The organism is Bacillus sp. ms-22 (assembly GCF_009759805.1).
GTDB lineage: Bacteria > Bacillota > Bacilli > Bacillales > Bacillaceae > Bacillus > Bacillus xiamenensis.
The window spans coordinates 606,789-620,937 of sequence record NZ_CP046653.1 but is presented as its reverse complement, the minus strand read 5'-3'; the positions used below and the strand labels follow the sequence as shown (position 1 = coordinate 620,937).

The window sequence follows — 14,149 nt, the reverse complement described above, 5'->3', positions numbered from 1 at the left end:
ATGAAACCACTTACTTCAAATGGACGATTCGACCACATCATGCAAAAGCTTGGGCCATTCTTAGGACTCATCATCCTTGTCGCCATTGTTTCTATTTTAAATCCAGCCTTTTTAGAGCCATTAAACATTTTAAACTTACTAAGACAAATCTCCATTAATGCCCTCATTGCCTTTGGAATGACGTTTGTTATTTTAACCGGAGGGATTGATTTGTCTGTCGGTGCAATTCTAGCGCTGTCTAGTGCTCTGACCGCCGGCTTTATTGTGTCTGGCATGGACCCGATTCTCGCCATCATCGTTGGATGTATCATCGGTGCCATTCTTGGAATGGTCAACGGTCTTTTAATTACAAAAGGAAAGATGGCTCCTTTTATCGCAACACTTGCCACGATGACGATTTTCAGAGGGTTGACGCTTGTTTATACAGACGGAAACCCCATTACAGGGTTAGGCTCTAACTATGCGTTTCAGCTATTTGGCCGCGGATATTTCTTAGGTATCCCTGTTCCAGCGATCACCATGCTTCTCACCTTTATTGTGCTTTGGGTGCTGCTTCATAAAACACCTTTCGGCAGAAGAACGTATGCCATCGGAGGAAATGAAAAAGCTGCGCTCATCTCAGGCATTAAAGTACCACGCGTGAAAATCATGATTTATTCATTAGCGGGCTTCATGTCTGCTTTAGCAGGGGCGATTTTAACCTCTCGACTAAACTCTGCTCAGCCAACAGCTGGTACGTCGTATGAGCTTGATGCGATTGCTGCCGTTGTACTTGGCGGGACAAGCCTGTCTGGCGGAAGAGGACGCATTGTTGGCACACTGATCGGGGTACTCATCATCGGTGTCTTGAACAATGGGATGAACTTACTTGGTGTTTCATCATTCTATCAATCTGTTGTGAAAGGGATTGTCATCTTGATTGCAGTCCTACTCGACAGAAAGAAATCTGCTTAAGGAGGCAGCTGCTATGAAAAAATATGTAATCCTGATCATGACTCTCTCATTATTCATGCTTTCTGCCTGCTCGCTAGAACCGCCAGAGTGGGCCAAATCAACAAAGGATGGCAAGAAAAAAGATATTAAAATTGGTCTGTCGATCTCGACGTTAAATAATCCATTCTTCGTTTCTCTCAAAAACGGTGTGACAAAAGAAGCGAAAAAGCTTGGCATTGAAGTGGTCATTGCAGATGCACAAAATGATTCAGCCAAACAAACAAGTGATGTTGAAGATTTAATTCAACAAGGGGTCGATGCATTACTCATTAACCCAGCCGATTCCTCTGCCATCTCAACCGCTGTCGAATCAGCAAATGCTTCAAATATACCTGTCATCACATTAGACCGCTCAGCAGAAAGTGGAAAGGTAGAAGCACTCGTTGCCTCAGATAACATCAAAGGCGGCGAAATGGCAGCGAACTTTATGATCGACAAGGTTGGTAAAGGAGCAAAAGTGGCTGAACTAGAAGGTGTACCAGGCGCTTCTGCGACACGTGAACGAGGAAAAGGCTTCCATCAAATTGCAGACAAAGAGTTAGATGTGACAGCCAAACAAGCCGCTGACTTTGACCGGACAAAAGGACTGAATGTCATGGAAAACCTGCTTCAAGGTAATCCAGACATCAAAGCCGTTTTTGCCCATAATGATGAAATGGCACTTGGCGCTTTAGAAGCGATCCAAAGTTCTGGAAAAGACATCCTTGTCGTCGGCTTTGACGGAAACGAAGATGCACTGAACTCGATCAAAGCAGGAAAGCTATCCGCAACAGTCGCGCAGCAGCCAGAGCTGATCGGTCAGCTGGCAGTCGACGCTGCAAGCGATGTATTAAAAGGCAAGAAAGTAGAGAAAAACATTGCAGCTCCATTGAAACTCGAACAAAAGAAATAAACGAAAACCCCCGGCAACCTCGGGGGTTTTTCACATTATTCTGGTCTTTTCAGCACAAAGGACGTGCCTAAATGGGCATAATCATTTCCCGCTAAACGCGCAACTGGATTCAATTCATGAGTAGAAACATAGCCTTTTTCCGCATCATAAACAGTCTCATCTAAATGCGCACACACCACCCGTCCAATGATATGATCGACTGTGATCTCCCCTTCATCATTTTGAAAGGTGAGATGCTTTTCCAGCTGACATTCAAAGCGAATGCGCGCTTCCTGAACCCCCGGCACTGAAACGACATGGCTCTTCACTTGATGAAGACCGGTGCGATCCAGCTCACTCTCTTCCTGCGGCAAAGTAGCAGCTGTTTCATTAATATCTTCGATCATCGCTTCATCACTCACATGGACCACAAACTCTTCCCTATCGATGATATGCTGCGCTGTATCTTTCATCTGTCCTTGACGTCGCCCGATAGAAACAGCGATGAGCGGCGGGTGTCCGCTGACGACATTAAAGAAACTAAATGGTGCGGCATTGACGACATGTTCTTTAGACAGACTTGTAATAAACGCAATGGGTCTTGGAACAATGGAACCAGATAATAATTTATATGCTTCTTTTCGTGACAGCTGATCCATTTGTAATGTAATCACTTCAAGCACGCCTCCTCTTTTATGTAACGACATCATACCATGTCTATCTCTGTCTGCCCTTGCTCCGGCTCAGCGCGATGGAGTATATGGTGGACAAGATGAAATAAAGCCGGATTATGGTTTTCTCGTCTATAGGAAATGGTCCATTCCGCCAGCAGCTGTTCATCTTCAATTGACCGATACACCACATCTAAGTTAAATAAACGACGGGCTGATTTTGGAATGACAGCAATACCGATACCTGCTGTAACAAGTCCAATAACCATTTGATATTCCGCCGCTTCCTGCACGATATTCGGAGAAAATCCATACTTTTCACATAGCAGAATAAAGTGCTGATAAAGGGACGGCCACGATTCCTTACATAAAGAAATAATCGGTTCATGACGAATATCTTCAATGGTGACCGTTTCTTTTTTGGCCAATGGATGATTTTTCGGAATCGCAAAAATACATTCACTTTGTTTCATTAAACGACTGACCAGTTCTTCATGCGGTGAGGTAGGATGTAAAAATCCAATATCAATTTCCCCGTTCAAAAGTGCCCTGAGCTGCTGCGGTACAGAAAGCTGCTTCAGCTCAATACTGACAGAGGGATAGAGCTCTCTGAATTCACGTACAACTGGCGGCAGAATATCATACGTCGCTGTTCCAACAAAACCAATGATGATTTTTCCAAGCTCCCCTCTTGCTGTATGACGGGCATGATCGACGGCTTTATCCAGCTGATGCAGCACGCCCCGGACCTCATGTAAAAAAACCTTCCCAGCAGCCGTTAACTCCACCACTCGTTTAGACCGGTGAAACAAAGGAAATCCCAATTCTTCCTCAAACTGCTTAATTTGCTGACTAAGTGGAGGCTGTGTCATGTTCAACCGTGCGGCCGCTCTGCCGAAATGCAGCTCCTCCGCCACTGTGACAAAATATTGCAAATGTCTCAGTTCCATCCTTTCACTCCTCACACACTTATTCGTGAAACATATTAAAACTACGTTAAACATATATTGGAAAATCTAATTTGTGAAATGTATAGTAAATCATATCATGAAAATATATTTTCATAAAAAATTTTACTTGCCGAAAGGAGTGCGGGGTACATGAATTCTCAGACACAACCCCTAACAAAACGAGGAGCAGAGTTGATTGTCGATACGCTGATTGCTCAAGGTGTGACCCATGTTTTTGCGATTCCAGGCGCAAAAATTGATGCGGTATTTGATGTATTGAAAGACAGAGGTCCAGAGCTTGTGCTATGCAGGCATGAACAAAATGCAGCCTTTATGGCAGCAGCTGTCGGCCGTTTAACTGGTAAACCAGGTGTTTGTCTCGTCACATCAGGTCCTGGCGCATCCAATTTAGCGACAGGTCTATTAACAGCCAACACGGAAGGTGACCCTGTTGTTGCAATCGCTGGAAACGTCATGCGTGCGGATCGGCTCAAACGAACACATCAATCACTCGACAATGCGGCATTATTCAAACCAGTGACAAAATATAGCGTTGAAGTACAAGACGTAAACAATATACCAGAAGCATTAACAAATGCTTTTCGCGCGGCACAAAGTGGTCAAGCTGGAGCAGCATTTATCAGCTTTCCACAAGATGTCGTGACAGAACACACCACACAAACACCAGTGTCTGCTCACCCTTCTCCAGAACTAGGTCCTGCACCGGATGCTCTCATCAGTTCGGCCATCGCCAAAATTCAAAATGCGCACTTATCTGTTGCGATTGTGGGAATGAAAGCTAGTCGTCCTGCTGCGGCAAATGCCACAAGAAAATTATTAAAAACACTTGGTATCCCATTTGTCGAAACGTACCAAGGAGCCGGCGTTCTTTCAAGAGAGCTTGAGTCTCAATATGTGGGTAGAATCGGGTTATTCCGTAATCAGCCAGGAGATCTTCTCATTGAACAAGCAGATGTTGTGTTAACCATCGGCTTTGATCCCATCGAGTATGATCCGAAGCATTGGAACCTAAAACCACAGCAGCGTCAAATCATCCATGTTGATGACATCCAGGCAGATATCGACCATTTTTACGAACCTGCGCTTGAGCTTGTGGGCAATATATCTGAAACCGTCCAACATCTAGCTCACGACAGCGTTCCACTTTCACTATGCAAAGAGAACGTAGATCTCGTCACTGATTTACAAGAGCTTTTAAACGACATCGAAAAAGCACCAGAAAGAGAAAGTCATTTATCTCACCCGCTGGATGTCATTCATACGTTGAGAAGACTGATTCCAGATGACACGAAGGTCACATGTGATATCGGCTCTCATGCCATTTGGATGTCACGTCACTTCCGCGTCTATGAACCGAATACTTTCCTGGTGAGTAACGGCATGCAAACCCTCGGCGTGGCCTTACCATGGGCGATTGCCGCTTCCATACTGAATCCAGATGAAAAAATTATTTCGGTCTCTGGGGATGGCGGTTTTCTCTTCTCTGCGATGGAATTAGAAACAGCCGTACGAATGAAAACAAACCTCGTTCATCTCGTTTGGAACGACAGCACATACGATATGGTGGCTTTCCAGCAGGAAATGAAATATAAGCGCACATCTTGTGTTGAGTTCGGCCAGATCGACTTAGTGAAATATGCCGAAAGCTTTGGAGCAACTGGATTACGCGTGAACTCACCTGAAGAGCTTTCAACAGTCCTTCAAAAGGGTATAAACATAGAAGGACCTGTCATTATTGATATACCGATTGACTATCAAGACAACCCAGACCTCGCCAGTCAAAAATGGCCAGAAGTCTTTCGTGAAAAACGAACGTTACATGTCAGATAAGACTTCCATACATGACATCAAAGGAGTGAGCGAATATGGGGATGATGCACCCAATGAATCAACAAAACGACAAAAAACAGCATGACAAACGGCATGAGATCTATCAAGTATCAACGATGACCTCATTGCTTGAAGCCGTATATGATGGAGATTTCTCTCTCTCACATATTCCTGAACATGGTGATTTCGGCATTGGTACATTTAATCAATTAGATGGAGAGCTGATCGGCTTTGACGGCACATTTTATCGACTGCGCTCTGATGGAACAGCCACACCGGTAACAGATCAAGATTATTCACCTTTCTGCTCTCTAGCCTTCTTTGAAACGGACATCGTTCATCGAATTGATACACCGATGACGTCCAAAGAACTGGAGGAAGAAATCGACCGTATCTTACCAAGTAAGAATATCTTTTATGCGATTCGTATTGATGGCTCCTTCAAAAAGGTTCAAACCCGTACGGTCGAAAAACAGGAAAAACCTTACGTTCCGATGGTGGAAGCAGTCAAGTCACAGCCTATTTTCGATTTTGAGGATATTCAGGGGACTATCGCAGGTTTCCGAACACCGCAGTACGCACATGGCATTGCGGTGAGTGGATATCATCTTCATTTTATTGACGATGATCGAAGTGTCGGCGGGCACGTATTTGATTACACCGTTGATCAAGTGACCATTCGAGTGTCTCAAAAACGTCATATGAATTTACATCTGCCAAATACGCAGGATTTCTTCCAAGCAGACATTGATCGAGCTGACCTTGCACAGCAAATTGCCAGCGCGGAAAGCAGCCCAGAAAAATAAAATGATAACACCTCGGTGATCCGAGGTGTTTTTTATATACATAAAGACTATTGATTGATCATTATATTTTCATTTCGTTAGCAAATGAGAAAATAAACATTCTATTCGTAATAAAATATGATAGAATATCAACAGAAGAAAGGTGGTTATATGGTGTCTAACGACTATAGTATTCCAAACTTAACATTAGACGAAAGAGACAAACAAATTTTATCCATCTTACATGAGGACGGTCGTATGTCCTACACAGATCTCGGAAAACAAGTCGGTCTTTCGCGTGTTGCCGTTCAAGCCCGGATTCAGCAGCTCATTGAAGCAGGTGTCATTGAACGATTCACCGCTGTCATTAACCCAGCCAAGATCGGCATTCATGTCTCTGTCTTCTTTAATGTAGAAGTTGAACCGAAATTTTTAGAAACAGTCGCTCTTCAGCTTGAGGAGGAAACAGCCGTTACAAGCCTTTATCATATGACAGGACCAAGTAAGCTGCATATGCATGGCATTTTTCAAAACGACCAGGAAATGGAGACTTTCCTGACAAAGAAGTTATACCCGCTTGAAGGCGTCGTCAGTGTCGACTGCCAAATGCTCATTAAACGATACAAAAGCCGAATGGGCATGAAATTGTAGATAGGAGTTGAACCACTTGCAATCATATATTGAACTGATTATCGCTATGGTACGAACCGGTATTCTCGGCTTTGGCGGAGGCCCTTCCGTGATTCCGCTCATTCGCCATGAAGCGGTGGTCAAATACCAATGGATCAATGACGACGAATTTGGAGAAACACTCGCCATTGCTAACGCATTACCCGGTCCGATTGCCACAAAAATGTCGGCTTACCTCGGCTATCGATTAAAAGGCGTATCCGGTGCAATTGTCGCAACAGCTGCTCATATTTTACCGACCTGTCTCGCCATGGTGGCACTTGTCACACTTGTCGGTGTCTTAAGCTCCTCAGTTATTATTCAAAATATGATCGGCGCTGTGACACCTGTCATTGCCGTTCTGTTAGGCATCATGGCATATGAATTTGGACAAAAAACGCTGAAAGGCTTCGGCATGATCTTTGGAGTCGCTTTATTTCTTTTGGCATTTGTCGGTCTTCAGGTGCTGTCGATCCATCCAGGAATTATTGTCATCATCTTTTTATTCTACGGTGCCCTTCATTTCAAACTGAAAAATCGCTGGAATCGGACAAATAAAGAGAAAGGAGTGTCTTCATGATACTGATTCTCTTTTTATTCTGGGCATTCTTCTTGTCCAATCTATTAGGGTATGGAGGAGGCCCTGCATCTATTCCGCTCAATTATGAAGAAATTGTTCATCATTTTCATTGGATGACGAACGAAGGGTTCTCCAATATGCTGGCTTTAGCCAATGCACTCCCAGGACCAATCGCGACGAAAATTGCGGCATATGTGGGCTATGATGTCATGGGCTGGCCAGGATTCATTGTGGCACTACTTGCCACCGTATTACCTTCAGCTGTTGGATTAATATTGTTACTAAAACTCATCGACCGCTTTCGCCAATCCCCTGTCGTAAAAGGCATGACCTTATCCGTACAGCCTGTCATCGCAATGATGATGCTTTTATTAACTTGGGAAATTGGCGAGGATGCAGTGAAAGCCATTGGCTGGACTCAATCGCTCGCCATTGCCGCTATTTCATTTTTCTTAATGACCAAATTCAAATTGCACCCTGCCTTTTTGATTGTGGCTGCATTTTTATATGGCGGATTCATTCTTCCACATTAACGTGAAAACCGATAACATCAGCTGTTATCGGTTTTCTTTTTACATATAAATAGGCGAGACTGGACGACGCCCGATCGAATGATATTCGACCCCTGCTAATTCTGCCGCTTCAAGCGTATGACAGTTTCGTCCATCAAAAATAAGCGGGTGTCTCATCCAACCCTTGTAGGCTGAGAGCGGAAAAGTCTGAATATCCGCCCATTCTGTTAAAATACAGACGGCATCGGCATCCTTTATCGCTTCTTCAATGGTTTGAGCAAAAAAGACTTGCTTAGGCAATTCACGAGCTGCTTTGTGTGCGGCAACTGGATCATAGGCCACCAGATCGGCACCTAGCTCATGCATCTCATGGGCAATCGCAATCGACGGCGCTTCCCGCATATCATCGGTATTCGGCTTAAAAGACAGACCAAGAAGGGCGATTCTCTTCCCTTCCAGGTTTGCCCCCATCCGCTCCTGCACACCTCGAATAAAACTTGCTCGCTGCTCATTGTTCACTTTAATCACAGCCTTCAATAGCTCAAAATCATGGGACACATGCCCTGCAATTTGGACAAGTGCATTTGTATCCTTCGGAAAACAAGAACCACCGTAGCCAATGCCAGCCCGGAGAAACGAAGAACCGATCCGCTGATCCAGTCCCATCCCCTCTGCCACCCTTTCAACATCAGCCCCCGTTTTTACACAAATCGAAGCAATTTCATTCATGAAGCTGATTTTTGTGGCAAGAAAAGCATTTGATGCGTACTTGATCATTTCTGCACTTTTACGATCTGTTTTTACAAATGGCAGGTGAAAATCAGCATACATGTCCTCTAGCTGGTCTAAGACGTTCTGTGTTTCCGCTCCAATCACAAGCCGATCCGCCCTCAATGTATCTGAAATGGCAGACCCCTCCCGTAAAAATTCTGGATTAGATGCGACAGATAATGGCTCCTTCCGGCCTAATTCTTGATGAATCAAACGATCAATTTGATCACCCGTTCCGACAGGCACTGTACTTTTCACCACAAGCACCGCGCCTGGCTTCGCTTTTAAGCCCATCTCCTTTGCAGCCTGAAAGACATACTGCAAATCAGCTTGACCATCTGCCTGCTGCGGGGTACCGACAGCAATCATTAACACATCAGCCTCTGAGTAGGCTGCCGCTCCATTGATGTGAAAATGAATGTGTCCTTGCTCTAGATTTCGTTTGAGCAGCTCTTTTAATCCCGGCTCATACATTGGAGGAGTCCCTTGCTTCAGCTTCATGACCTTGCGCCGGTCAATATCAATACATGTCACATGATGCCCTGCCTCCGCTAAACATACCCCCGTGACAAGCCCCACATACCCACAGCCTGCAATCGCAATATTCATGATCCATCAGCTCCCCATACTCCTTATGCTTGTAATGTCATCGTATGCCGGGAGTTTTCGTTCCATTCATAAAAGCATACAAAAACCCCCTGCTGTCACGAGCAGGGGGCTACTTTTATGAAACAAGACCATTTCGAATATGAGCAATCAGATTTTCAAGCATTTCTTTTGTTGTGACATCATTTGAATTTTCACCAATATCATGAGCGTACATCAAAATCTTTAAAAATTCTTCTTGATTTAAACCCTTATTATCCATGTCTGTATCCTTTCGAATCCACTAATTTCATTATTATATGCTGTATGGTTGGTTTATGCAATACTCTAATACATCATTCGACAGCTTTTGAAATTTATGACCATTTTCATGAAAAACTTTTTTATAAATCACCATTGAGCTATAATAAAAGAATTGGAATCTTTTACTTGGTTAGGAGCGGATCAAATGCTTCAGCACAACATCAACGAGGAAGAAATCAAACAAACAGCCGAACAGATCAAAGAACTTCTTCCTGCAACAGATGAAAACAAACAACTCATCAAAAAAGCATTGATTACTTATAGACAGGACAGCGTATATCGTCTCAAGCAAGAGTCTGATACCGAATGGTCAGCTTATGTCCATGATGTCGTGGCAGCAAAGGTGAATCTGCAACTATTATTACCAATCATCAGTAGATGCACTTGTCCAGCTGATGGACTTTGTAAACACATCCTCGCTGTCTTCTTTTCGCTGTACGCTCAAGTAGAGAGTGTGACCGGCTTTACAGAGAATTGGTCAGAAAAGGATGAGTTACAGCGCAGCAAAGAACTGATTCGCCAGCACTTCCAAGTGAAGCGCCCAGACGAACAATCACTCCAAAGCTGGCTGACTTTTTTCCAAGAGGAATTTAACCTCTGGCTTAAACGAACACCGAAGCACCAGCAAACACCACAGCATTTGTATTACGGCTATTTATCGGTCCTGAAAAAACACGCACCCACTTCACCTGAATTCAAGAGTTTGTATGCGATTCATACGTCCATCGATGTGTGGCTAAGGCTTCATGAGCTCATCGACCTCGGCCGGCTTGATGCCGAAAAGGACTTTTATTCCATGAATCCTTATGTAGAACAGCTCATGAACACCATTTTTGATTCAGTGGATCATTTGAAGACATATGCACTTTCCTTTTCCCTCGATCCGTTTCTTGAAAACACACCAACTGCCGTTCGGACACTTCTTCAAATAGACGGACCTTTCCAGCATGAACGAGTCGCGGTCTTTATGGAGATTTGGGGAACTATATTAAATAGAGGGAAATGGGTCAAAAATGAAACCACATTACTCAAAAAAGCCCAGCAGCAAGAACAAACAGTTGAGCGCACCATCGGGCTGATGCATATGGATTATTTGCTAAAAGAAGACGAACGACTCTTTCAGCAATTACAGCTGCTCAATGCAGATATGCTGCCAAATGTGCTCAATTGGCTAAAGGATCTCACAAACCGCAAAGATTGGAAGCGGCTTAATCACTGGTATCACGAGATCACATATATATTAGAAGAATATTGCCAGCTGGACCTTTCCTACAGAGAAGTTCGAGGAGCCGTCAGTGATTTCTTCTTTTATTTAGATGCATACTTTAAGCAGACGAAGGATCATCACTTGTATGAACGCTACCTCCAAGTCTGTATGCCTTATGCATTTACTGAATATAGCCAGCTTTTATATGCACAGCAGCGCTACGCAGAATGGATTGAAATACACAGCCTCGTTGGTTTCTCTATCAGCGAATTAGAGAAAGAACTGATCAAACAGATTGCAAAAGAAGAACCTGAAGCGCTCATTCCTTCGTACCATCGTGAAATCTCACTGCTCCTCGATCAAAAGAACCGAAGTGCCTATCGAGAGTCTGTGAAAATGCTCAAAAAACTGCGTACGCTTTATCATAAAACGAAAAAAACCGTGATTTGGGAAAGATATGTAAAGCAGCTGCAAGATTCAACGAAACGGCTGCGTGCGTTCCAAGAGGAAATGAAGAAAGGAAAATTGATTGATGACACGCCATAAACAAATTGTCATTCATGCAGAACAAACAGAAGATTTCTCTTTCACCATTTCAGCGCAAGCAGAGGACGGACACCCTGTTCCGCTTAATGAAATGAAGAGGCAGCTTTTTCAATGGCACGAATCTTCTTTTTATGGAACATTCTTAGAAGATGTGAGCTTTATTGGCACACCTGCCTTCCTGTTAAGCCCTTGGATGACCGTGGAATTGCTAGGAAAAAATTCATTTAATACCTTCAGCCATGTGACCTTAACGGATGAAACAGAGCCGCTTATGAAAACAGCCTCTACCATTTACGAATTCATCGAGGATGAAGATTTCGTTCCAGATTACGAGGCATGGACAGAGGGCGTGATCCGGTTTAAAGACAAAGAAGGCTTATTAGAGGGCTATACGGCTGATTGGTTTTCCGCTGCCGTACAGGATTATATTCAATATGATGATGCCCTGCAGCACAAATGGAACCGAATGACTGCACAATCGCCTGCCCTTTCATCCTTCCAAGGACATTTTTTAGATGAGCAGGATTTCTTGGAGACGATTGGCTGGATTGAAGATGAGACGCCTTTCACTGTCGGCTTGCGCTTAAATGAGCCGGAATTCGACGGGGATGATTGGAAAATCGAATTGTTTTTGCGCGATAAGAAAAACAGCAGTCTTCACTTCTTTGAAGGCAACCGTTCATTAAAAAAATCTTGGCGTCCATATCAAGAAAAAATCGCAAGAGAACTGGAGCGATTCAGTCAAATTGTTCCCTGGCTCTCTTTCACATCTGGTACAACGCTCATGTCAGAAGAAGAAGCCTGGCTTTTCCTATCTGAAGCAAGTGAAACACTTGTGAATATGGGCATCGAGATTCTGCTTCCATCGTGGTGGCAAATCGTCAAAGAAAGCACCATGATGCTAAAAGCAAAGGTTTCCTCAACACCGCGAGGCGAATCGCATGTTGGAATGGATGCCTTAATGGACTTTAATTGGCGCTTTGCCACAAATGGCATTGAGCTGACAGAAGATGAGTTCAATGAGCTTGTTCAAAGTAAACGCCGCCTTGTCAACATTCGTGGACAATGGATCAAAATCGACCCGACCTTCATCCAGCAAATGAAAAAATGGATGGCGCGCGCCGAAAACGAAGGGCTTCACATGTCTGATATTTTATCTCGTGAACTAGCAGATCAAGAGGCCTCCTCTGAAGCGGTTCCAGAACTATTGGACAGCTCGGCATTTGCTCATATTCAATTTGAACTTTCTTCTCAATTAAGAGGCCTTGTCCATCAGCTAAATGATACAAAAGAGCTGCCTTCCTACAAAATGAGTGAATCCTTTAAAGGTACACTGCGCCCATATCAGCAGCACGGTGTCAATTGGCTTTTATTTTTAAGATCTCATGGATTCGGCGCTTGTTTAGCAGATGATATGGGACTTGGTAAAACGATTCAAATGATCGCTTATTTCACCTATTTGAAGGAGCAGGAGCAAGACGCCGCTCCATCTCTCATCATTGCGCCAACCTCTGTTTTAGGTAACTGGCAAAGAGAGCTGGAAACATTTGCACCACACTTGAATGTCGCTCTGCACTACGGACCATCACGTCCACAAGGCGAAAACTTCACCAAAGCATATGAGTCAACAGATATTGTCCTGACATCTTACGGACTCTCTCACTCTGATCGTGATGAATTAACATCAGCCAAGTGGAATACCATTTGCTTAGACGAAGCGCAGAACATTAAGAATGCCCATACGAAACAATCGAGAGCGATCAGGCAATTAAAAGGGCAGCATCACATTGCCCTCAGCGGGACACCGATGGAGAACCGCTTGACAGAGCTGTGGTCCATTTTCGACTTCGTCAACAAAGGGTATCTCGGCAGCCTGACCAGCTTTCATAAAAAATTCGTCCTTCCAATTGAAAAAGATCGTGAACAAAAAAGAATTGAACAGCTGCAGCAGCTGATCAAACCTTTCTTATTAAGACGAACAAAACAAGACGAAGAGGTCGCCCTGAACCTGCCTGAGAAACTAGAAGAAAAAGAATTCATCCCGTTATCGGCTGAACAGGCATCTTTATACGAACAGCTCGTCAAGGATACATTCGAACACATGGCTTCATTAACAGGTATGCAGCGGAAGGCCATCATCTTAAGTATGCTCGGCAGACTCAAACAGATTTGTGATCACCCTGCCCTCTATTTAAAAGAAAGCGGGACAGATGTGAAGCTGTTGAAACGTTCATTAAAAATGGATAAATTAGCAGAGCTGTTAAAAGCCATACATGATCAAGGAGAAAGTTGCCTCATCTTTACGCAATATATTGAAATGGGCAACATGATCAAACAACTTGCGGAAAAGATGTTTGGAGAACCCGTTCAATTTTTAAATGGCAGTTTATCAAAACTTGAGCGGGACAAAATGGTGGAACGCTTCCAGAAAAAAGAGTTCAACATCTTAATTCTTTCTCTAAAAGCAGGAGGAACAGGACTGAACTTAACCGCCGCCAATCATGTCATTCATTATGATAGATGGTGGAATCCTGCCGTGGAAAACCAAGCGACAGACCGTGCGTATCGTATCGGACAAAAACGATTTGTACACGTCCATAAAATGATCACAACCGGCACAATTGAGGAAAAAATTGATCGAATGCTCGAAACAAAACAAACATTAAATGATCAAATTATCCAAAGTGAAAGCTGGATTACAGAGCTATCGACGAACGAACTAGAAGATTTATTTACATTGAGTGCGGCCGCTCAATCATCTTAACCACAGCAAAAAGAGGACTTTTCTCAAGCTCGATGAAAAGTCCTCTTTTTTCATTTTCATATGAAAAAAT

The 14,149-nt window shown here is 43.7% G+C and carries 13 protein-coding genes; 9 read left to right on the top strand and 4 right to left on the bottom strand.

The annotated features are described in order from the left end of the window. Both rbsC and rbsB read left to right on the top strand, forming a co-directional pair. Complete coding sequence (gene rbsC, locus GPA07_RS03260; protein ID WP_071168464.1) at positions 1 to 954, top strand: ribose ABC transporter permease RbsC; 954 nt, start codon at positions 1 to 3, stop codon at positions 952 to 954. Between the two features lie 13 nt (positions 955 to 967). Continuing rightward, positions 968 to 1,885 (top strand): ribose ABC transporter substrate-binding protein RbsB, encoded by a 918-nt coding sequence (gene rbsB, locus GPA07_RS03255; protein WP_008354820.1) that lies wholly within the window; start codon positions 968 to 970, stop codon positions 1,883 to 1,885. A 35-nt stretch (positions 1,886 to 1,920) separates the two neighbouring features. Here rbsB and GPA07_RS03250 read toward each other — a convergent pair whose 3' ends face one another. Next, a complete protein-coding gene (locus GPA07_RS03250; protein ID WP_198303835.1) occupies positions 1,921 to 2,538 on the bottom strand; it encodes a flavin reductase family protein in 618 nt (205 codons plus the stop codon). Between the two features lie 32 nt (positions 2,539 to 2,570). Continuing rightward, positions 2,571 to 3,485, bottom strand: a complete 915-nt coding sequence (gene alsR / locus GPA07_RS03245; RefSeq protein ID WP_008354824.1) for an acetoin biosynthesis transcriptional regulator AlsR — start codon at positions 3,483 to 3,485, stop codon at positions 2,571 to 2,573. Positions 3,486 to 3,635: 150 nt separating this feature from the next. Between alsR and alsS the strand changes: the two genes are divergently transcribed. The 5 genes from alsS (at position 3,636) to GPA07_RS03220 (ending at position 7,903) form a co-directional block, all read left to right on the top strand. Next, positions 3,636 to 5,336, top strand: coding sequence for an acetolactate synthase AlsS (alsS, locus tag GPA07_RS03240; RefSeq protein WP_157292019.1), 1,701 nt, complete (start codon positions 3,636 to 3,638; stop codon positions 5,334 to 5,336). Positions 5,337 to 5,371: 35 nt separating this feature from the next. Next, positions 5,372 to 6,142, top strand: a complete 771-nt coding sequence (gene budA / locus GPA07_RS03235) for an acetolactate decarboxylase (protein ID WP_157292018.1) — start codon at positions 5,372 to 5,374, stop codon at positions 6,140 to 6,142. 153 nt (positions 6,143 to 6,295) lie between these two features. Beyond that, positions 6,296 to 6,772 carry a chromate efflux transcriptional regulator ChrS gene (locus tag GPA07_RS03230; protein ID WP_071169219.1) on the top strand — a complete coding sequence of 159 codons (477 nt, stop codon included), beginning with the start codon at positions 6,296 to 6,298 and terminating at the stop codon, positions 6,770 to 6,772. 46 nt (positions 6,773 to 6,818) lie between these two features. Then, positions 6,819 to 7,370 carry a chromate efflux transporter ChrB gene (locus GPA07_RS03225; RefSeq protein ID WP_051009093.1) on the top strand — a complete coding sequence of 184 codons (552 nt, stop codon included), beginning with the start codon at positions 6,819 to 6,821 and terminating at the stop codon, positions 7,368 to 7,370. Continuing rightward, on the top strand, positions 7,367 to 7,903 hold the full coding sequence (locus GPA07_RS03220) for a chromate efflux transporter ChrA (RefSeq protein WP_442859322.1): 537 nt from the start codon (positions 7,367 to 7,369) through the stop codon (positions 7,901 to 7,903). The genes GPA07_RS03225 and GPA07_RS03220 overlap by 4 nt, the downstream gene beginning before the upstream one ends. A gap of 39 nt (positions 7,904 to 7,942) precedes the next feature. On the opposite strand, the gene GPA07_RS03215 is transcribed toward GPA07_RS03220, so the two are convergent. Then, the gene (locus tag GPA07_RS03215) at positions 7,943 to 9,262 is read right to left on the bottom strand and encodes a UDP-glucose dehydrogenase family protein (protein WP_071168459.1); all 1,320 of its coding nucleotides are present in this window, start codon (positions 9,260 to 9,262) and stop codon (positions 7,943 to 7,945) included. A gap of 115 nt (positions 9,263 to 9,377) precedes the next feature. Further along, entirely contained in the window at positions 9,378 to 9,521 is a 144-nt protein-coding gene (locus GPA07_RS18575) for a YwzD family small protein (RefSeq protein ID WP_003214884.1), read from the bottom strand. Positions 9,522 to 9,707: 186 nt separating this feature from the next. On the opposite strand from GPA07_RS18575, the gene GPA07_RS03210 reads away from it, so the two are divergent. Both GPA07_RS03210 and GPA07_RS03205 read left to right on the top strand, forming a co-directional pair. After that, a complete protein-coding gene (locus GPA07_RS03210; RefSeq protein WP_157292017.1) occupies positions 9,708 to 11,315 on the top strand; it encodes an SWIM zinc finger family protein in 1,608 nt (535 codons plus the stop codon). Beyond that, positions 11,302 to 14,079 (top strand): DEAD/DEAH box helicase, encoded by a 2,778-nt coding sequence (locus GPA07_RS03205; RefSeq protein ID WP_157292016.1) that lies wholly within the window; start codon positions 11,302 to 11,304, stop codon positions 14,077 to 14,079. The genes GPA07_RS03210 and GPA07_RS03205 overlap by 14 nt, the downstream gene beginning before the upstream one ends. The last annotated feature ends 70 nt before the right edge of the window (positions 14,080 to 14,149 follow it).